Raw genomic sequence first — 19,107 nt, forward strand, 5'->3', positions numbered from 1 at the left:
TCGTTTTTTCTCCTATTGCATGCGTCTTGTGTTTTTCACCTCGCGAGGCGAATTCATCAAAGCTAGCTCTTAGCCGACGCGTAGAGTCAATAGGAAGGACACAACGAAGGCCAAGATGGCATAGGTTTCAACCATGGCCGCAAGGATAACCCCTTTCATCATGTCTTCTGGACGTTTTGCCAAGATTTGCATCCCTGCTGTCGCAACATTTCCTTGGTGTTTTGCTGAGAAATAACCAACGATCGCAACTGGAAGAGCTGTAAAGAAGTAAGCAACTCCTGTTTCAAGTGGCATATCTGGCTTAATTTGCAACCAGATCAAGATCCCGATAACGAAACCGTACAAACCTTGTGTACCTGGCAACAATTGCAAAATCAAGGCTTGGGCAAATTTTTCAGGTTGTTCTTTCAAGAGTGCTGCTGCTGCTTGACCCGTTTTACCAACCCCAAGGGCAGATCCCATTCCACTAAGTGCAACGGCGATCGCCACACCAAATGCTGCAAAGAAGGCGCCCCCATGGGCTGAAAAATATGATGCTAAAGATTCCATGAATATACTCCTATTTATTAAAGATAATACTTATTTTTTTGTTTTAATATAGCGTTCAGAAGGTTTGAGAGGACGAAATGGCTTGCCTCCTCCTTCGTAGAACTTACCGAAGAACTCCACAAAGATCAAACGGGCTCCATGCACATATCCTGACAAGAAGGACAGGAACATATTAATGGCATGTAGGACGATAAAGAGCACAAGCCCTACCGTAAACCGTCCAAGCGGTGGGAAGAGATTGACAATAAGGTTAAAGGCTGAACCGATACTAGCTCCAGACAAGCCCAAGGCCATCAAACGGGTGAAGCTGACCAAGTCTCCAACATAGCCACTAACATTGTAGAGGTTAAAGAGACCAGAGGCTAAACCGGATAGCTTCTTGGCACTGACAATGGAAACAATCAAGATCCCAATGGCATTCAAAATAGCCAGCCACTTGCCAATCGGAACTAGAAGGCTCATCCCTGGCAAGATATTGCCTACTGCTAGAAGCATTAAACCAAGTAGGATCAAGACCCAAGCAAAGCCCGCATTATAGGCTTCCGTGTAGTCTTTGAGGCGAATATTTTTCATCCCTCCTAGGAAGAGGCCCACTAAGACAGTGACAAAACCAAAGACCACTGAGAGGATCAGGATGGTCATGGCGTTGCTGGTCGTACTGATCAGGGCAAAAGGCATCTCAAATCCAAAGAAAGAGCCATAGACCACACCCCAAAGGGCAACTGAAATCCCGAGGAGACTGAAGAAACGAAGGTTCTTCGCTGTACCAGGCTTGAGCTTGAAGGCTTTAAGGGCAAAGCCTGTCGCCAAGGTTAGCAACAGTCCATAACCGATATCTGCGACCATCATGCCAAAGAAAACAAAGTAGAAGAGAGAAACGATCGGTGTCGGATCTTTCTCGTAATACTTAGGCAGGGCGTACATCTCTGTGACTAATTCAAAAGGCTCTACCAAGGCATTATTTCGCAACTGGATCGGAACGTCATCCCAATCTTTTTCCGTCACATCGCGCGTCTCTAGTAAGACCCGAGAACCAAAACCTTCTTGCAAGAAGTCTCGTAATGAGGCCACTTGGGAGGTTTCAATCCAACCCTCTAGAGCTACCAAGCTTTGCGTGCTGGCAAGAAGCGACTTGGCTTCCTCACGAGCTCCCGAACTCAGCAAGTAATCCATCTGGTACTTGAGCTGGTCCAACTCCTTCTGGGAGTTTTGCAACTCGGCTAGGGTTGCTGCAACTACAGCTTCTTGCTCTTTGATTTCCCCTTCTAGGCGATCCAAGTAGGCGGCCGGGACCTGCTCTTCTTCATAGTCCAATTCTTTGAACCCATGTTCTTCCAGAAGTTCCTGAACAGCTACACGGTCTCCCGAACGATACAAGATGACATAGCCGTGTTCAGTCTCAGACGTAAAGACTTCTTCTAACTCCAGCTCTGGATGAGCTTTTAAGGAAGAACGAACAGCGTCTGTATCGCTATTTGGGATCGTCCCGATCAAGCCATGCACATAGTGAAAAGTAGCGAGGGCAGCTGGCGTCACCTCTAACGGTCGCCATTTTTCTAAGCGCTCTATCTCTCCCTTTGCATCCGCAATCTTCTGACGAGCCTTGTCTAACACGCGCAATTGGCGTTTCAACTTGGTCAATAGAAGATCCTCGTCTCGAATCATCCCGTGAGCCTGCAAGTCATCAAAAGACAAGCTTAAGGGTTCTTCCTTCAGAGCTTGCAGAGCCTTCTTCTCAGGCATGTAGGGCTCTAGAGTCTGAATCATTTTTTCAACTTGTTCTTGACGTTTTTGCAGCTCTACCAAGGCTTGACGATTGTCCTCTGTCAAGGGTTGAGACAAGGTATTTGCCTCAAAGGCAGCCTGCCATTCTTCATGCTCACTGAGGTCATAAATCTGGATTTTTGCCTCAGACTGTAGCGCTAGTAGGAGACTGTCCAAGTCATCTTTGGGCAAGATGAGGGACAGTTTTTGCATCTGACTAACGGCCATAGCTTGCTACCACCTTTTCTACAATGGCTTCAACTAACCCAGCTCGTTTATCGGTCATCGCCTCTTGTACCTTGGCATCATTGCGCGCAACCGTTTCTTCCAGATCTTTCGTTAAACGGACGAGTCTTTCCTGGGCGTTTTTTTCTGCCTCTGTGACCAATTGCTTGGTTTCCTCATCGTAATGCTGTGCCACTGTTGCAAGGCGATCGCGTGAATCCGTTCGGATTTGTTCAACTTGAGCTTCATAGCCTACGATCACGCCCTGAGCAGCTTGCTCGATCTCTTGCATCATCTCGAGTGTTGCATTCGACATCGTCACACCTCCTTATTCAACTATTGTTCTTCCAACAACAGTACAATTATCTTAAATTATACCACAATTCATATCGTTTGTTCAGGCCCAACCGGGAATTTTCAGAAAATTGTGGACAACCAACAAGCCCCAACTGCCAAGATTGGTAGCGTTCTCTTCTTTTCTCCTATCCTGTTCCTAGTTTCAGTATTTCTTACTTGCTTTTACTTGAATAAAGCGGTTACCCATGTTATAATGTGTAATATATTATAGGAGCATCCTGTTATTTCATCTCGTGAGAAAGGAGGATTGCTGTGAAACAAGATCAAGATTTACGCACTATTATCGCCAGCCACGAAGCTGAGTTAACGGATATGGAACGCGACATTGCCCAGTACTTTTTATCATCCGAAGCACGACAGCACTCCCTGTCCTCTTCTCGTGTAACTGAGCTACTCCATGTCTCAAAGGCAGCTTTAACGCGTTTCTCTCAAAAATGTGGTTTTTCCGGCTATCGGGAGTTTGTCTATCATTTTAATGAGGAAACAAAGAATCAAAAACAGGTGCAAGAGCATGACGAACTCACTCTCAGCGTCTTGCAACGCTACCACCATATCAGTAACGTCACTGAAAGCCTGGTAAAAGATTCCCAATTAGATCGGGTAGCTGAACTAATCGATCATGTAGACCGAGTCTATTTCTTCGGGATTGGTAGTTCCGGTTTAGTCGCCCGAGAAATGAAATTGCGCTTTATGCGACTGGGTGTCGTTTGTGAAGCCCTGACTGATCAAGATGGCTTTGCTTGGACGACCAGTATTCTCGATTCCTCTTGTTTAGTCATCGGTTTCTCATTGTCAGGAGGCACCAACTCCATTACAGACAGTCTCCTGGACGCCAAAGAAAAAGGGGCTAAAACGGTTCTTGTGACCGCTAACCCGGCTGCCATCCACCAAGGATTCACAGAAGTGTTACCGGCCGCACCTCTTCCTAGTAATACCTATATCGATCGAATCTCCGCTATTTTACCACTCCTCATTGTGGTCGATTTGATCTATGCTCATTTCCTTAATAAAAGCCGAGAACAAAAGGAAATTGTCTTTAATAGCTACTGGGAAAACAAAAAGCTTTCTGCTCAACGTTCTCGAAAATCTTAATATGGTCTCCCTATTTAAAAAGCATAAAAGATCAAGTTTTCTTCATCTTTCATGCTTTTTTTGATGAATCAAAAACAAGTCGCCAGCGCGACTTGTTTTATGTTCCATGTTTTTGTCTAAAGTGGTAGTAGGCCCCCAACATACCCGCAGCGTTTTGGTGGTGGGCAAATTCCAAACGGATCTTATCTGCTAGGCTAGGAACCAGTTCGTCACACAGAGCTTGATAGATTTTAGGCTTGAGGATGGCTTCCTGGGCCATAATTCCCCCTCCAAGGACGATGACCTCTGGATTGACCACATAGGCGATATTAGCCAGTCCTTTTCCAAGGTAGGTCACCATCCGATCAATTCCAGCCATACAAATTTTATCTCCTTCAGTTGCCTGTTTGAAGATGCGGCGACCATTCCACTGTTCCACAGGATCACCATGATGTTCTGCCACATACTCGACTAAAGCCGTCGTTGAAGCTAGATCCTGAAAGGCACCGTCTGGCAAATGAAGATAGCCAACCTCACAGGCTGAATTGCTAAAACCATGAAAAACCTGGCCATCGAGCAAGAGGCAACCGCCGATCCCTGTTCCAATCGTCAGGCAAACAGCATTGTTCGATCCTTTTGCATGGCCTGTGGTGACCTCTGCGAGACCGGCACAGTTGACATCATTTTCAATCTCGCAAGGGATCTGAAAGGTCTCTTCGATTTCCTTTTTGAATTGGGTGCCTGCATAGTTGGGAATTTGTGGGCCTGCATAAAAGATTTCTCCCTTATCAGGATCTACCATTCCGGCCGAAGAAATCGCAACCCCTGCCAAGGGATGCTTCTTCAAATAACGGGCTACGATTTCCTTTGTTGTGTTAAGAATGTGAGGTCCTCCTTTTTGGGCCTCCGTTGGCATTTCATGGGTCTCTAAGAGTTGCCCTTTTGCATCGGCTAGACCATACTTAATACTGGTCCCTCCGATATCAATTACAACATATGGATTCATCTAGACCTCCTTTGATCAAAGGAATCTGGCTTTTGTGTCCTGAATGAGTTGAGCAGCACGTTGAATCACTTCTTGATCCGCTTCTACTACTGGCATCAAAGGGGAGCGAACAGATCCCAAGTCCAAACCTTCATTGATGCGCAAAACCGCTTTGATGACCGCATACATATTGCCATGAGCAGACGTCAAGACTCCGATAATGTCATTAATAGCAAACTGCAAGGCACGCGCAGTCTCTAAATCTTTCTCAGCAATCAGCTGATTGAGCTTCAAGAAGAGCTCTGGCATCGCACCATAGGTGCCACCGATCCCAGCATGCGCTCCCATGAGACGGCCACCTAAGAATTGTTCATCTGGGCCATTAAAGACGATATGGTCGTCGCCTCCTAAAGAAGCAAAGGTTTGAATGTCCTGAACAGGCATCGAAGAATTCTTGACCCCAATCACCCGTGGATTTTTCAACATTTCCTTGTAAAGACTCGGTGTCAAAGCGACCCCTGCCAATTGCGGGATATTGTAGATGACAAAGTCTGTATTGGGTGCGGCTGCACTGATTTCATTCCAGTAGTGGGCTACACTGTATTCTGGCAAGCGGAAATAGATCGGCGGAATGGCCGCAATGGCATCCACCCCTAGTTCTTCTGCATGTCGTGCCAATTCCACGCTATCCTTGGTGTTGTTGCAGGCTACGTGAGCAATGATGGTCAATTTCCCTTTAGCTACTGCCATCACTTCTTCCAAGATCAGCTTGCGATCGGCCACGCTCTGGTAGATACATTCGCCAGAGGATCCGTTGACATACAAGCCCTGCACACCTTTCGCGATAAAATATTCTACCAGCGCACGTACCCGCTCCGGGCTAATTTCTCCTTGGTCATCATAGCAGGCGTAAAAAGCGGGAATGACTCCTTCATATTTCTTTAAATCTGACATTTTTTCTCCTTTTGTCACTAATAAATTCAATTTATTCTTGGTACTGGGCGAAAATCTTTTCCATTAATCCAACTTGTGCAAAAGCCAAGCTTGAAAAGCCGAACAAGAAAAAGATCATGAGCCCCAATAGGAAAGCTAAAACTGAGCTTGCAAGAGCCATACATAGAAGCAAGAGAGCACTTCCCATGACAAAGAACCAAGGAAAATGTAAGCCTGTCACAATCATGGCTTTTTGCAAACACTCTTTCCAATCCAATTGGTAGCGGGCCGCAATCGGATAAGCAGCCAATAAGATCAACACAAGAAATAGAAAGAGGCCTAAACAAATGGTTTTCAAAGCTTGGAAAGCTAGGGAAGTTTGCCCCCAAAATAAGAATAAATCAAAGAGACAAATACCTGCAACAATCAGTTCTAAACTTCCTAGTTGCAAGCCTATTTTCCAATTGTCCCGAAAAGCCTTCGCATAACTACGAATCACCGGAACTCGACGCTGGTGCTTAATGGCAAATAAGGTCTGATACAAACTAATTTTCGCAATTCCAATCGTGAGAACTGGTAAACAACTTAGCACAAATAAAAGATTAACGGTTACCAAGTCGAGAACCTTCTCACTGATACGCATCACTACATTGTCCGTGTTAAAAACGGTTTTGATCAATCCTGCCCCCTTAGATGACATAGGCACTCCTTTCTAACGTGATTAATCGATCGCAATTTTAAATAGATATTTTTTCACGATATCTTCTTGCCCTGCATAGCCATTGGGTTGGTGAGGCTCCCCTGGAAAGAAAATCGCAAAATTATGATAGCCTAGATGAAGCGGATAAGACTCCTGGCAATGGACAAAACCGATGTCCGATGCTTCGTCAAATGCGAGCGCCTCACCTGTCACACGAGATCCATAACTCGAAAACTCATGCCCTTCTATCAATAAATGCAAATCGGCATATCTTTTGTGGTGTTCAAAGCGATCATTTTTTGCTTTGTTGAGGGTATTTTCTTGAACGACGAGGAAGACCTTATCCCCATCAATATCGTATCTCCCCAATTCAAAAGAATCCTTCCGATGCTCATAGAGAAAGTCAATGGCCTGATCCAGATTGGGGTGGATTCCTTTGTAAAAGGTGATGTTTTTTAAATCATCAAATATCATATTCTCATCCTTTCGATACGTCTCAGCCTAGCAAACCGATCTGTACACAACTATCGTTTGTCCAAGCAGACGGCTTATCCTTTGACCGCTCCCATGGTAATCCCTTGTGTGAAGGATTTTTGGAAGACCAGGAAGACCGTAACGATTGGCACTGCAGCTAGGGCTGCCCCAGCCATGATCAAGCCATAGTTGGTGGCCATTTCGGCCTGCATGGTTGCTACCCCTAAGGAAATGGTCAGGTTTTGACGAGAAGTCAGCATTACCAATTGCATAAAGTAGTCGTTCCAGGTGTTGATAAAGGTAAAGATGGCAAGGGCTGCAAATCCCGGCTTGACAATTGGGAAGGCAACGCTCCAGAAAGTCCGCAACTCTCCACAACCATCGATCTTAGCAGACTCTAAAAGTTCTGTTGGGATGTTTTCACTAAATTGCTTCATCAAGAAGACCCCGAATGGCCATCCAACCAATGGTAGAATAACCGCTGCAAGGGTATCATGGATCCCCATAAAGTTAACAATCCGTACTAATGGAACTAAGACAACTTGTTTTGGAAGGGCCATAGCTGCAATGAAGATGGCAAAGAGAATTCGTTGCCCATAGAAGCGTTTCTTAGCCAAGACATAACCTGCCAAGGAAGAGGTCATACACACCAAAAGCATGGTTGCAAGGGAGATGAAGACACTATTCCACAACCATTGTAGGGCTGGGTTTTGTACCATCAACTGCTGGAAGTTTTCCATGGTTGGTGTCTTTGGCCACCATTGAGGTGGGATCATAATGGTGTCTGGCTGAGATTTAAATGCCCCTGTCAAAATCCAATAAAATGGGAAAATGAACAAGACTGTTAAAAGGAGCAAAATGATCGTTGAAATCACTGTAAAGGCAGTGATGGGTTTCTTTTGTGTTGGTTTCATCTGAGGCTCCTTTCTTTAGTATTCTACGTCGTTTCCAAGGATCTTGAATTGCGCAAAGCTGATAATGGCAATCATCACCGCAAGGAAGACACCCATGGTGTTGGCATAACCGTATTCAGAGAGTTTAAAGGCTTTTTCATAGAGGTAGTACATGAGGGTACTCGTTGAGTAGTTAGGACCTCCTGATGTCAACAATTGGATCAAGGCGAAACATTGGAAAGAGTTAATGGTCGTAATGATCGCAATGTACAAGGTTGTTGGCAATAGGCTTGGCCATTTGATTTTCCAGAAAACTTGCAGTTCTGTTGCACCATCCACACGCGCGGCTTCTACAAGTGAATTATCAATATTTCCCATAGCAGCGATGTAGAGGATGATTGGTTGACCAACGGAGGTGGTCAACAAAATAATGATGATGGCCATCAAAGCCCAGTGTTTGTCCCCCAACCAAGAAATGTTTTGGTTGATGACATGTCCAGATTTCAATACAAAGTTCAAAATCCCTGATAGTGGATCATAGATCCATTTCCACACAACCGTTACCGCTACACTCCCTGTAACAACTGGAAGGAAGAAAACGAAACGGTAGAAGGAACGCGCAATCGCATTTTGATGATAGGTCTGAGAAGCCACAAATAAGGAGAACAATACGACGATTGGAACGGATCCAATAACGATGATGACGGTATTGATCAAGGACTTGATAAAGACCTTATCCGCAAACATGCGGGAATAATTTTCTAAACCGACAAACTTAAAGGATGTCATAGAATAGTTGAAGAAACTTGTCACAAAGCCCATAATCATGGGTGCTAGGACAAAGACCGTAAAGAAGATTAAAATGGGTGCTAGGAATGCGTAGGAAACGAGTGTCTCCCTCATTCGGATTTTGTTTACCTTCACAGCAAGGCACCTCCTAGTGTTCTTTTTCTATTTTCTTTTCTAAACATATCTTACGATTTAAGAAAAGAAGATTCAGAAAGAATGAAGACCCCTTCGTTCCATTCCAAATAGAGAGCTACGGATTCGAAGGGGCCTGCATATTCTCATTTCTATGAAAGACTTAGATTTGCTTCATAGACTGATTATTTTTTCTTGATCGTTTCGTTTGCTTTTTCAGTAAAGGTCTTCAAAGCTGGTTCTGCTTTTTCATCCCCGTTTGAAACAGATTGCAACATTGGGAACCATAGGGTCCGCATTTCTGCAAAACCGTCGATCGTGTTGTAGTATGGTGAGTAGTATTTTGTCCATGTGCTGATGGTTTCCATCCGTTTGTCATCGTACAACTTACCAAATGAACTACGAACTGGGAAGGCTCCTGTACGCACAACATCTTTTGGACCCCATTCTTTGTCGTCTGCGATGAACTGTACAAATTTCTTAGCAGCAGCAATTTTCTTTTCATCTTTATTATTGAAGACTGCAAATCCATTGACAAGGTATTCCAATTTTGGCTTGCCTGAGTCAGATGGGAATGGCACTTCTACTACTTCAACCTTGCTTGCATCCAATAATTTAGCTTGAATACCCTTTTGACCTGGTGCCCACAAGATAGTGTAAGAAGTTTGACCATTCGCAAAGTTTTGGATGTCTGCCGAACCATCGAATTGAGAGCCGTTCATCATCAAACCGTCTTTAATCCATTTAGACGCCTTGTCCAAACCTTTGACGAATTTAGGATCATCTGTTGTATATTTAGTTACTTTTTCATCTGTAACAGAACCACCGTAAAGGTTGGCAATGAAAGCACGAGTTCCTTGGTCTCCACCTTGACCATTACTGAAGAGGGATCCTGGTGTGTAACCTTTATCTTTTAAGGCTTTCAAGACTTTTTCAAAATCATCAGTTGTCCAGCCTTCTTTGACAAGGTCTAGAACCCCAGCATCTTCCAACATTTTCTTGTTCATGGCCATGTAGAATGGTGCAGAACTGATTGGGTACATGTAGGCAGTGTCGCCAGCTTTACTAGCTTGGATGATATTGTCGTTGTTGACATCTTTTACGAAATCATCAGTGAACAAATCGTTCAAGTCTGCCAATTTCCCATTTTTACCGTATTGGATGATCCGCCCTGGTGCATCAAAGAGCACATCTGGAGCAGTTCCAGCTTCGATTGCTGTCGTGATTTTTTCAGGACCAGATTTGAAGTCAATGGTTTCCAACTTCACTTTAATATCTGGATTTGCTTTTTCAAAGGCTTCGATAATAGATTTTTCGTAGGTTCCGACACCATCTTCTGCTTTTTCTTGAGTAAAGACTGGGAATGCCCACCAGGTAATTTCTGTTTTACCAGAATTTCCTCCAGAAGATTCTGATTTTGATCCTCCGCCAGAGCCACAAGCTGCGAGTGCTAGAAGAGCTGCACCAGCTGCCAACGAGCACAATACTTTTTTCATTTTCATGTGATTTCTCCTCACAATTGCGGTAAGATTACTCTTACAGGGGGTTATCCTCAATGAGGACGCCTATTCTTGTTTCAGATTCGACTACTCTCTATTCGGTCTCCTCCTCCTTCAATCTACTGTTTTGTTTTCTCATTTTAAGGCTGCGACAAAGCGCTCTGTAATCTCTTTTGGTCGAGTAATGGCACCACCTACAACGATGCCGCGAACCCCGAGATCATGGATTTTCTTGGCCTGATCCGGATAGTGGATCTTACCTTCTGCGATGACATCCACTCCTGCTTGGCAGAGGCGATGGATCAGTTCAAAATCTGGACCATCAACCTTTGGACTGTAGTCCGTATAGCCCGAAAGGGTTGTTCCGACAAAGTCCACTCCTGCTTCGACAGCAGTCAATCCTTCTTCCAGAGTCGAAATATCAGCCATCAAGAGTTGGTCTGGATATTTCTCTTTGACTTGATGGATAAAGTCACTAATCGAAAGCCCATCATGACGCGGCCGTTTGGTACAATCAAGAGCAATGACCGCGATATCCAAAACTGCCAACTCATCGACTTCTTTCATAGTAGCCGTGATAAAGGGTTCTTCGGGTGGGTAATCGCGTTTGATAATCCCAATGATCGGTAACTTGGTCACTTCCTTGATTTCCTTGATATCCCGGACACTATTGGCTCGGATTCCTACGGCTCCACCCTGCTCAGCCGCTTTGACTAAGAGAGGAATGACTCCTCCTGCTTCTGTATAGAGCGGTTCATGAGGGAGAGCTTGACAAGAAACAATGATGCCGTCTTTGATTTGTTCAATCAGTTCATCTTTTGTAATCTTTGACATAACTCCTTCTCCTTTGATAATAAGGCAACTCGAGTACTTGTAAATTGATTATAATCTATTTTTAAAGCGCTTACAATATTGTTCTTGCAATCGGATTATAGTTTCACATTTTAAGGAAAAATAAAAAGATCTCTGAAACTAGTTTCAGAGATCTAACACATGGCGATTTCCTAAGCTATCTTTTGAGTCGCTTTTTCCTTTACGACAAATACAAAACCAATAGAGCCGACGACGGCTCCAAGCAAGATCCAATAAACCATATCCGATGAGGCAATTGGGCCTGCCAAGAGACCTGCTAGTAAAAAGAGATCGATATACAGTCTAGTATCGCGATAGAAGGTCCAATTGAAATGGTAGCTACCTTCTAGGTACTGACGTGTCGATACAGGCGGTTGAAAGACCTGAAGAAGGATCAAAACCCCAACAAAAGCAAGATAAGCTAGGCTAACTACCGAAAGCGGAGCCTGCATCGTCAACGCTACAGCCGCTAAAAGCAAGACCAAGATCCAGAAATGGAAGTCCATCCAGAATTCACGATGAAAACAGAACCGTTTCATAAGATCACACCTTTCTCTTTATGTAATCGTTTTCTATACTTATATTATAAGACAACAAATTTATTTTGCAAGGAATCATGGGCTATTTGTGGTTGAAAATAGAGAGTGGGACAGAAATCGGTAATTCGTTAGAATTCGATTTCGTCGTCCCACCTCCGCACAGTTGAGTAGGGCTGTAAAAGCTGATGAAATCAGTGTAGTAGAGCCCACTCAACCACTGCGTCTGGCTCGACAATCCAAAAATAATTGAGAGCCTAGGACTTTTGTCCCAGCCTCGTCTAAAAAAACTATGAACAAATATTAGTTTCCACTTCATTCACTGATATCATTTTCGATAATGACCTTGAGTGCATGGTTTTCACCTGCGTGTTTAAAGACATCATAGGCTTTTTCAACTTCTGAGAGTTTGAAGTGGTGGGTGGTGAGCTTGATCCAGCAGTTGCAGATTGCCTGCAGATACATAAGTTGCAGCTTTCATAAGCGACTCTTTTTTGTTGGTTTGATAAAACCATTTTATTTTTTGTCTCTTTGTGAATATTATAACATAGTAAGTAAGCGCTTGCAAGAATTTATGAGCACATTTTTAAAAGTTTTTTGAGCAAACAAAAACATTCCTCTTATCTCTACCAGAGGAATGTTTCAATCACCTTTTTCTAATTGTTGACGCTGCTTATAGTAATCTTGCTGTTCGCGCTCACGCTCTTCTTCTAAACGCTCTTCATAGCGCTTGAGTTCTGCCTCAAACTCTTCTTGCAAAGCAAATAAACGCTCCAAGCCACTTTGAGTCTCCGCACTTGGGGCTTGAAAATGCAGGGCACTTAGCCAGTCCACTAAATTTTCTGTATGTTGGCGGACATCCATACGCATATCCGCATAATCCCACTCCAGCTCGCTAAGCTTTTGATTGAAGCGGTGATGTCGATCTTCTAGTTGTTCTAATTCACTATTTCCTGAATGGTACATCACATACCTCCCTTAATCGGACTCAATAAAATCGGCTTCTTCACTGATTTCAGTGCTGTTTCTACCGCGTCCGCTGCTCCTCCTGTAAATCCGTCTTTCAAATCACTAACTAGGGTCGTTGTAGCAAAAGAGCGCATCTTTTCGGATTGACCGCCCAAGGTTACCTGCAAACTCATCCCTTCCAACATCATCAAGGCTTTCTGCGTTGCAATCAAACTTCTGATCGCAATCCGCTCTTGCTCCTTTTTAATCTCTCGATGGAGCTCCTCAATTCGTTCTCTGTCCTCTCCCAGGATCTCTAACATCTTTTTCTCCTACTTATGAAAAATCAAAGGCCGTCGCTTGTCCCTTGTCCAAGTCCACCAATTGGGCTGATGCAGCCTCCAGCTGACCTGCCAAGTCTGACAAGCGAGTGGAATAAGCCTTTGCTTGGGCAAGGTTCTCCGCCTCTACCGCTTGGTCCCAACAAGTATCCATGGAGAACTCTCCTAATAGTTGCTCCACTTCTGCGTCTGTTAAAAATTGGGCCATGCTGTGGGCCATTTGAGACACCTCAGCAACCTTATGGAAAACCGTCTCCTTAGCCTCTTCCAGCTTATCCTTGACTTCTGTCTCAAAGACAGTTGCTTGCGCTGAAGCATTCTGCGCTACCGCCAGCACCAATTCCTCCCGCAATTGAATAGTCTGGGTTCCAGACGCGCCTGCCAGTTGCTGATGGAGGCTAGAAATGCTTGGCCTTTCCTGCCCATACATGGAGACCACCGAAGCAGATGATGGCTGATTTTCTGAAGTGGAAGTTTCCCGATCTCGTTGGGGCATTTCAATAATTTTCTGTGCCTGATCTTGTCTTCCTTGCACGTCACCTTCTAACTCCATTTGAGATGGCCTCCTTTCTTGGATTTGTTTTTTCATTTCCTATAACTGAAAAAGGATCATAACCCTTCAGCTACAGGCAGATTCATACACTATAGGGTAACATAAAATAGCTCGGAATGCTATAAAAATAACACAATTTCTGAAAAAAAGTCTAATTTTTTATGAAAAAAACGAGTTTTGGACCCAAATAGCAAAAATCCCCCACTCTTTCGAGCGAGGGATAGCTGATAAACATCAGTTGTTCGTTGGCGTCTTATTTACGACGTCCTGGACGTTCCTTGTAACCATAGTATGCATCTTCGATGATTTCTTGCATATGGTCTACCATTGGAAGACGTGGGTTAGCTGGTGAACATTGATCTTCGTAAGCAAGGAAGGCCAATTCACGAGAATGTTTCTTCCATTCTTTTTCATCGATTCCTTGTGCTTTGAAGTTCATTTCGATACCACAGCGTTCACCGAGTTCGTATACAGCTTTTGCGTAAGCTTCAACGGCTTCTTCTGGAGTAGAGCATGGAAGTCCTAGCATACGAGCGATATCTTGGTATTTTTCATCTGCACGGTAGTAGTTGTACTTAGGCCATGTAGCTGTCTTGGCTGGGCGTGTACCGTTGTAGCGGATAACGTATGGAAGCAAGATCGCATTGGTCCGTCCGTGGATGGTGTGGAATTGCGCACCGATCTTGTGGGCCATTGAGTGAGAAATACCGAGGAAGGCATTGGCGAAGGCCATACCTGCGATCGTTGACGCATTGTGCATCTTTTCGCGTGAATGGAAGTCCGCATTCTTGACTGAGCTTTCCAAGTTTTCAAAGACAAGTTTAATAGCTTGAAGAGCAAGACCATCTGTGAAGTCGCTAGCCATTTGTGATACGTAAGCTTCTGTCGCGTGCGTCAAGACGTCCATACCAGTGTCTGCTGCAACAGATCCAGGAACTGTCAATACCAAGGCAGGGTCTACGATGGCAACTGTTGGAGTCAATGAGTAGTCTGCGATTGGGTATTTACGGTTGTTGGCTTTATCAGAGATAACGGCAAATGGTGTTACTTCAGATCCTGTACCAGATGTTGTTGGGATCGCAATAAATTTGGTCTTCTTACCAAGCAATGGGAACTTGAAGGCACGTTTACGGATATCCATGAATTTTTGAACCAAGTCACGGAAGTCCACTTCTGGTTGTTCGTAGAAGAGCCACATAACTTTGGCCGCATCCATTGGTGATCCACCACCGAGAGCAATGATGGTATCTGGTTTGAAAGCACGCATGATCTCTGTACCACGTTCAACAGTTGTGATATCTGGATCTGGTTCTACGTCTGCAAAGATTTGGTAAACCACCTTGTTGCGACGAAGGTCAAGCTGTTCGATGATACGATCAAGGAAACCAAGCTCTACCATAGCGTGGTCTGTAACGATCATGACACGTTCAACGTCACGACATTTTTGTAGGTATTCAATTGAATCACGTTCAAAGTATGTTTTTGAAGGAAGTTTCATCCATTGCATGTTATTTCTCCGGCGTCCGACTTTTTTGATATTCAAGAGGTTGATAGCACTAACGTTGTCCCCAACAGAGTTACGTCCGTAAGAACCACATCCAAGTGTCAATGATGGCAAGAAGGCATTGTAAACATCCCCGATACCACCGAAAGTCGAAGGAGAGTTGCAGATCACACGAATGGCTTTAACTGCTTTACCAAATTCTTTGGTCAATTCTTCATCAGCAGTATGGATGGCTGCTGAGTGACCAAGACCGTTGAATTCAACCATTTGGCGAGCTTTGTTAATTCCGTCTTCACGGCTTTCAGATTTCAAAACAGCGATGACTGGTGACAATTTTTCACGAGTCAACGGTTCTTTTTCGCCAACTTCTTTACATTCTGCCGCAAGGATATTGGTTCCTTCTGGAACAGAGAAACCAGCTTGTTCAGCGATCCATGTTGCTGGTTTCCCAACGATGTCCGCATTCAATTTCGCACCCGCACAGTTCTTGCTGTTGGCTTTTACACCGAAGCAGAACTCTTCAAGAAGGGCTTTTTCTTTTTTGTTGACAAAGTAAGTGTGGTAAGATTTGAATTCTTCAACAAACTCATCGTAGATTTCTTTATCGATGATAACCGCTTGTTCAGATGCACAGACCATACCGTTGTCAAATGATTTAGACATGACGATATCGTGTGCTGCTTGGCGGATATTGGCTGATTTTTCAACGTAAGCAGGAACGTTTCCGGCACCAACCCCAAGAGCTGGTTTTCCACAAGAATAAGCAGCTTTTACCATGGCGTTACCACCGGTCGCAAGGATCGTAGCAACCCCTTCATGGTTCATAAGGGCACTGGTTGCTTCCATAGAAGGTTGGGTAATCCATTGCACACAGTTCTCAGGTGCTCCAGCTGCAATTGCTGCATCGCGTACGATTCGTGCCGCATGAGCAGATGATTCTTGAGCAGATGGGTGGAAGGCAAAGACGATAGGGTTCCGTGTCTTCAAGGAAATCAATGCTTTAAAGATTGCTGTTGAAGTAGGGTTGGTTGTAGGAGTGATCCCACAGACAACTCCGACTGGCTCCGCAATCAGGGTCAAACCAGTGACGTCATCTTCTGAAATGACACCAACTGTCTTGGTGTGACGCATGTTGTTTACAACGTGTTCACAAGCGAACAAGTTCTTCGTCGCCTTGTCTTCAAAGACTCCACGACCAGTTTCTTCATAAGCATGAAGAGCGAGCTCACCGTGTGCGTCAAGAGCAGCTACAGATGCTTTCGCTACAATGTAGTCGACTTGCTCCTGGTTCAATTTGCGCATTTCTTCAAGCGCCACTAGCGCTTTTTGCACCAACTCGTCTACGTGTTTTTCAGCAGCGAGTTTCTTTTCTTCAGGTGAGAGAGTTTTTTTATCAGCCATTTGATGCTTTCCTCCAATGTTTGAAACCCTTATCCTTTTCTAGAACTTTTTCATGTTTTCGGAAATTTTCAAGAATAGTGTAAGAAATTTCTATTTGTTAATTATTTCACAATATAATTGTACTCTATTTTGAGATTTTTGTAAACACTTCCAAGCAACTTTCACAAAGAATTTTTTGAAGTTTGTGAAAGTTTCATCAATTCTATTGCTGTGAAAGCAATTATCTAGCAAAATTGTGAAAAAATAATTAAAAAATTTTTTTCTTCACAAAAAGATGTTTTCAATTTATTTTTGTAAGCGTTTTCTTAATCTTACTAAAAAAAGCAGCTTTTTACAAGTAAAAAGTTGCTTTTTGTTTTATTTTGTTAGAATTTGTTTTGTTTCAGTTTCAGAGAAGCGTTTTTACTTCTTGACTGGACCTTTTTCAGCCTTATCAAGGGCTTCTTTGACGGTTTGAGCATAGAGTTCTCCACCATTGGTTTCCATATTGAAGTGAACAGAGTCTGTTCCCACCCAAATATTTGGATTTTCAATTGCTACTTGGTACCAGTCCGCAATCGTGATGAAGTCGTATTTCTTGGCTAGTTCCAACTCATAAAGACGAGTTTGAACCGATTCACTGGACTGATCGTTGGCATAGCGACCATCATATGGTGTCACAAGGATCAAGCGACGGCCTTTTGGAAGTTTTTCAACATACTGATCCAGCAACTCTTTGTAGTTGCTCACGGTATTGGTTCCTAGGGCAATGACCACATTTTTTAGGAGAACTTTATTGGAGATATCGGTCTCAAAGACCTTCATTCCATTTTCCAACTGACGGCTCACCACTGCATCGATCTGGATACCAGGAATGGCTTTAGTCAAGTAGTCCTGCGCTCGCAAGTTAACCGAATCACCGATCATGGTCACACCATTTGAGACATTATAGTCTGTTGCAGTAGCATTCTCCACCTGCGTCCGTGTGACTTGCATTTTGCTATCTGCTTGATTGAGCCCACTCACTACCAAACTCTCATCAAAAGCTCCGACGGTTGGTGCAAAGGCAGAGATCCCGATCATCAAGAGAGCCAGAGGAATCATGAGGTAAAAGATCGGCTTGGTCAAAAAGCTGAGATCCATCTTCATGCCAAAGACACGAGGCTCCTTACCTGCAATGGTTGGCTCCAAAATATAGAAGGAGAGAGCCGTTAAAATCAAGGAAACAATCGTCGTCACAAATGCTGCCATCATATTTCCCAAATGTTGAGAGAAGATGATAAAGAAAGGCCAGTGGAAAAGATAAACGCCATAACTGGTATCCGCAAGAAAATTGAGGATGACCGGCTCTTTTTTATTCGGAGTCTTCTCATGGAGAATGCGGGCCGAAAGAATCATGGCACCAGCTGCGATTGTCGCTGCTAGAAAGCCGAATAGATAGGTCCACAAGCTATCAAATGGTAAGAAAAGGCTGAGTACAAATAAGAAGGCAAAGCTTCCCCCCAAGACCGATAAGGTCTTTTTCATGCTCCACGACTGCACCAGCTTTGTAAAGTTCGGGCTGACATCAGCAATCCCTGTCACCGTTGCTAGACACGATCCCGCAAAGAAGGGGAAGATGTGAGTGAAACTAGAGAAATAGATGGTAGAGAAATTAGCTGTCAGAAAGGCGCGGATGAACATAGACAAGAAGGTAAAGAGAAAGAGCCCGCTGGATGCGAAAAAGAGCATACCTCGGTATTGTCCAACCGTCTTAGCCCGCTTAGCTAAGAACCACGCCAAAAGTGCCCAGAGCACATAATAATGCACTTCTAGGGCCAAGCTCCACGTATGAAGGAAGAGATGCGGAATGAAGTTACTTTCGTAACTACCACCCGTTGCCATCTCAAAGAAATTAGTCACAAAACCAAAGACCGCCGCAATCTGGGTCCCAATACCAGCCACATAGTCACGTTGGACCATAAAGGTAAAGGGCATCACGATCAAAACCATAAAGACAAGTGGCGGTACAATCCTATAAAAACGTCGCTTCAAGAAAGCCAGGTAGTCGATTCCTTGCTTACGCGCAAATTCATCAATCAAGAGCGCTGTAATCAAGAATCCTGAGAAGGTGAAGAAAATATCTACTCCAATGAAACCTCCAGGAAAGGACTTCTGGAAGAAATGGTAGAGCAATACCAATAAGAGTCCTGTGACGCGGACTAGCGAAAACCATTTAATGCGCATTTTGATAAATCCCCTGCTTGAATGTTCCTTTGTATACGACGTTAGCTTCTGTCGTTAAGGTTCCTTTGCCCTCCGGCTGACCATTGACAAACTGTCCTTCATAAGTCCAACCATCCTTGGACTTGAACTTGCCATAACCACTAAAAGAGCCGTTGACGAGGTTCCCTGTATAGGTATCCCCATTTTTAAAGGTGACGGTTCCCTTGCCATTCATCTTACCACGGACCAAACTTCCGTCGTAATGGATCGCCCCCTTATCCAAGGTCAAGACACCCTGACCTGGAATGGCTGAAAAGAAAACCAGCAAAGCAGATAGAATAATCACTACTAATGCTGCTATTTCTAAATTTTTTCGTGTCAGATAGACCTTATAAGTCTCATAAAATTCTTTCATAT

General features: G+C 44.0%; 19 protein-coding genes and 1 pseudogene. 1 reads left to right on the plus strand and 19 read right to left on the minus strand.

Features of this window, described 5'->3' with window-relative positions:
• Positions 1–69 precede the first annotated feature (69 nt).
• Genes SM121_RS01745 through SM121_RS01755 form a run of 3 tightly spaced genes read right to left on the minus strand, consistent with a single transcriptional unit; the run spans position 70 to position 2,854 of the window.
• Positions 70–549, minus strand: coding sequence for a V-type ATP synthase subunit K (locus SM121_RS01745; RefSeq protein WP_003009435.1), 480 nt, complete (start codon positions 547–549; stop codon positions 70–72).
• Positions 550–579: 30 nt separating this feature from the next.
• A complete protein-coding gene (locus SM121_RS01750) occupies positions 580–2,541 on the minus strand; it encodes a V-type ATP synthase subunit I (RefSeq protein ID WP_320911032.1) in 1,962 nt (653 codons plus the stop codon).
• The gene (locus SM121_RS01755) at positions 2,531–2,854 is read right to left on the minus strand and encodes a hypothetical protein (protein WP_003015405.1); all 324 of its coding nucleotides are present in this window, start codon (positions 2,852–2,854) and stop codon (positions 2,531–2,533) included. The genes SM121_RS01750 and SM121_RS01755 overlap by 11 nt, the downstream gene beginning before the upstream one ends.
• Before the next feature lie 293 nt (positions 2,855–3,147).
• Between SM121_RS01755 and SM121_RS01760 the strand changes: the two genes are divergently transcribed.
• Positions 3,148–3,987, plus strand: coding sequence for a MurR/RpiR family transcriptional regulator (locus tag SM121_RS01760; RefSeq protein WP_320911033.1), 840 nt, complete (start codon positions 3,148–3,150; stop codon positions 3,985–3,987).
• A 97-nt stretch (positions 3,988–4,084) separates the two neighbouring features.
• On the opposite strand, the gene SM121_RS01765 is transcribed toward SM121_RS01760, so the two are convergent.
• The 16 genes and pseudogenes from SM121_RS01765 to SM121_RS01840 all read right to left on the minus strand — a co-directional run bounded on the left by SM121_RS01765 (position 4,085) and on the right by SM121_RS01840 (position 19,105).
• Complete coding sequence (locus SM121_RS01765; RefSeq protein WP_320911034.1) at positions 4,085–4,972, minus strand: ROK family protein; 888 nt, start codon at positions 4,970–4,972, stop codon at positions 4,085–4,087.
• Positions 4,973–4,987: 15 nt separating this feature from the next.
• Positions 4,988–5,905 carry a dihydrodipicolinate synthase family protein gene (locus tag SM121_RS01770; RefSeq protein WP_320911035.1) on the minus strand — a complete coding sequence of 306 codons (918 nt, stop codon included), beginning with the start codon at positions 5,903–5,905 and terminating at the stop codon, positions 4,988–4,990.
• A gap of 31 nt (positions 5,906–5,936) precedes the next feature.
• Positions 5,937–6,584 carry a YesL family protein gene (locus SM121_RS01775; RefSeq protein WP_003009419.1) on the minus strand — a complete coding sequence of 216 codons (648 nt, stop codon included), beginning with the start codon at positions 6,582–6,584 and terminating at the stop codon, positions 5,937–5,939.
• A gap of 21 nt (positions 6,585–6,605) precedes the next feature.
• Entirely contained in the window at positions 6,606–7,058 is a 453-nt protein-coding gene (locus SM121_RS01780; RefSeq protein ID WP_247913812.1) for a YhcH/YjgK/YiaL family protein, read from the minus strand.
• A 74-nt stretch (positions 7,059–7,132) separates the two neighbouring features.
• Entirely contained in the window at positions 7,133–7,972 is an 840-nt protein-coding gene (locus tag SM121_RS01785) for a carbohydrate ABC transporter permease (protein WP_155127627.1), read from the minus strand.
• Positions 7,973–7,987: 15 nt separating this feature from the next.
• On the minus strand, positions 7,988–8,875 hold the full coding sequence (locus SM121_RS01790) for a carbohydrate ABC transporter permease (protein WP_003014045.1): 888 nt from the start codon (positions 8,873–8,875) through the stop codon (positions 7,988–7,990).
• A 182-nt stretch (positions 8,876–9,057) separates the two neighbouring features.
• Complete coding sequence (locus SM121_RS01795) at positions 9,058–10,374, minus strand: extracellular solute-binding protein (RefSeq protein WP_003013896.1); 1,317 nt, start codon at positions 10,372–10,374, stop codon at positions 9,058–9,060.
• Between the two features lie 132 nt (positions 10,375–10,506).
• On the minus strand, positions 10,507–11,205 hold the full coding sequence (locus SM121_RS01800; protein WP_003014058.1) for an N-acetylmannosamine-6-phosphate 2-epimerase: 699 nt from the start codon (positions 11,203–11,205) through the stop codon (positions 10,507–10,509).
• 170 nt (positions 11,206–11,375) lie between these two features.
• Positions 11,376–11,762 (minus strand): hypothetical protein, encoded by a 387-nt coding sequence (locus SM121_RS01805; RefSeq protein ID WP_037607317.1) that lies wholly within the window; start codon positions 11,760–11,762, stop codon positions 11,376–11,378.
• Positions 11,763–12,074: 312 nt separating this feature from the next.
• Positions 12,075–12,191: pseudogene (locus SM121_RS01810) on the minus strand (alcohol dehydrogenase); the annotation flags it as partial.
• A 210-nt stretch (positions 12,192–12,401) separates the two neighbouring features.
• Positions 12,402–12,725 carry a hypothetical protein gene (locus SM121_RS01815; RefSeq protein WP_003013922.1) on the minus strand — a complete coding sequence of 108 codons (324 nt, stop codon included), beginning with the start codon at positions 12,723–12,725 and terminating at the stop codon, positions 12,402–12,404.
• A complete protein-coding gene (locus tag SM121_RS01820; protein WP_003002376.1) occupies positions 12,725–13,030 on the minus strand; it encodes a hypothetical protein in 306 nt (101 codons plus the stop codon). Before SM121_RS01820 ends, SM121_RS01815 begins: the two co-directional genes overlap by 1 nt.
• Before the next feature lie 13 nt (positions 13,031–13,043).
• Complete coding sequence (locus SM121_RS01825; RefSeq protein WP_003013884.1) at positions 13,044–13,601, minus strand: hypothetical protein; 558 nt, start codon at positions 13,599–13,601, stop codon at positions 13,044–13,046.
• A gap of 253 nt (positions 13,602–13,854) precedes the next feature.
• Positions 13,855–16,506 (minus strand): bifunctional acetaldehyde-CoA/alcohol dehydrogenase, encoded by a 2,652-nt coding sequence (gene adhE / locus SM121_RS01830; RefSeq protein WP_003002310.1) that lies wholly within the window; start codon positions 16,504–16,506, stop codon positions 13,855–13,857.
• A 402-nt stretch (positions 16,507–16,908) separates the two neighbouring features.
• The gene (locus SM121_RS01835; RefSeq protein WP_270300011.1) at positions 16,909–18,711 is read right to left on the minus strand and encodes an acyltransferase family protein; all 1,803 of its coding nucleotides are present in this window, start codon (positions 18,709–18,711) and stop codon (positions 16,909–16,911) included.
• Positions 18,701–19,105, minus strand: a complete 405-nt coding sequence (locus SM121_RS01840) for an MORN repeat-containing protein (RefSeq protein WP_003013850.1) — start codon at positions 19,103–19,105, stop codon at positions 18,701–18,703. Before SM121_RS01840 ends, SM121_RS01835 begins: the two co-directional genes overlap by 11 nt.
• Positions 19,106–19,107 lie beyond the last annotated feature (2 nt).

Source organism: Streptococcus sp. S1 (assembly GCF_034137685.1).
GTDB classification, from domain to species: domain Bacteria; phylum Bacillota; class Bacilli; order Lactobacillales; family Streptococcaceae; genus Streptococcus; species Streptococcus dentalis.

What these genes read in the sequence shown, in the direction of transcription:
- SM121_RS01745 (WP_003009435.1), bottom strand. Translation starts at nt 549, where the DNA reads ATGGAATCTTTAGCATCATATTTTTCAGCCCATGGGGGCGCCTTCTTT.
- SM121_RS01750 (WP_320911032.1), bottom strand. Translation starts at nt 2,541, where the DNA reads ATGGCCGTTAGTCAGATGCAAAAACTGTCCCTCATCTTGCCCAAAGAT.
- SM121_RS01755 (WP_003015405.1), bottom strand. Translation starts at nt 2,854, where the DNA reads ATGTCGAATGCAACACTCGAGATGATGCAAGAGATCGAGCAAGCTGCT.
- SM121_RS01765 (WP_320911034.1), bottom strand. Translation starts at nt 4,972, where the DNA reads ATGAATCCATATGTTGTAATTGATATCGGAGGGACCAGTATTAAGTAT.
- SM121_RS01770 (WP_320911035.1), bottom strand. Translation starts at nt 5,905, where the DNA reads ATGTCAGATTTAAAGAAATATGAAGGAGTCATTCCCGCTTTTTACGCC.
- SM121_RS01775 (WP_003009419.1), bottom strand. Translation starts at nt 6,584, where the DNA reads ATGTCATCTAAGGGGGCAGGATTGATCAAAACCGTTTTTAACACGGAC.
- SM121_RS01780 (WP_247913812.1), bottom strand. Translation starts at nt 7,058, where the DNA reads ATGATATTTGATGATTTAAAAAACATCACCTTTTACAAAGGAATCCAC.
- SM121_RS01785 (WP_155127627.1), bottom strand. Translation starts at nt 7,972, where the DNA reads ATGAAACCAACACAAAAGAAACCCATCACTGCCTTTACAGTGATTTCA.
- SM121_RS01795 (WP_003013896.1), bottom strand. Translation starts at nt 10,374, where the DNA reads ATGAAAATGAAAAAAGTATTGTGCTCGTTGGCAGCTGGTGCAGCTCTT.
- SM121_RS01800 (WP_003014058.1), bottom strand. Translation starts at nt 11,205, where the DNA reads ATGTCAAAGATTACAAAAGATGAACTGATTGAACAAATCAAAGACGGC.
- SM121_RS01805 (WP_037607317.1), bottom strand. Translation starts at nt 11,762, where the DNA reads ATGAAACGGTTCTGTTTTCATCGTGAATTCTGGATGGACTTCCATTTC.
- SM121_RS01815 (WP_003013922.1), bottom strand. Translation starts at nt 12,725, where the DNA reads ATGTACCATTCAGGAAATAGTGAATTAGAACAACTAGAAGATCGACAT.
- SM121_RS01820 (WP_003002376.1), bottom strand. Translation starts at nt 13,030, where the DNA reads ATGTTAGAGATCCTGGGAGAGGACAGAGAACGAATTGAGGAGCTCCAT.
- SM121_RS01825 (WP_003013884.1), bottom strand. Translation starts at nt 13,601, where the DNA reads ATGGAGTTAGAAGGTGACGTGCAAGGAAGACAAGATCAGGCACAGAAA.
- adhE (WP_003002310.1), bottom strand. Translation starts at nt 16,506, where the DNA reads ATGGCTGATAAAAAAACTCTCTCACCTGAAGAAAAGAAACTCGCTGCT.
- SM121_RS01835 (WP_270300011.1), bottom strand. Translation starts at nt 18,711, where the DNA reads ATGCGCATTAAATGGTTTTCGCTAGTCCGCGTCACAGGACTCTTATTG.
- SM121_RS01840 (WP_003013850.1), bottom strand. Translation starts at nt 19,105, where the DNA reads ATGAAAGAATTTTATGAGACTTATAAGGTCTATCTGACACGAAAAAAT.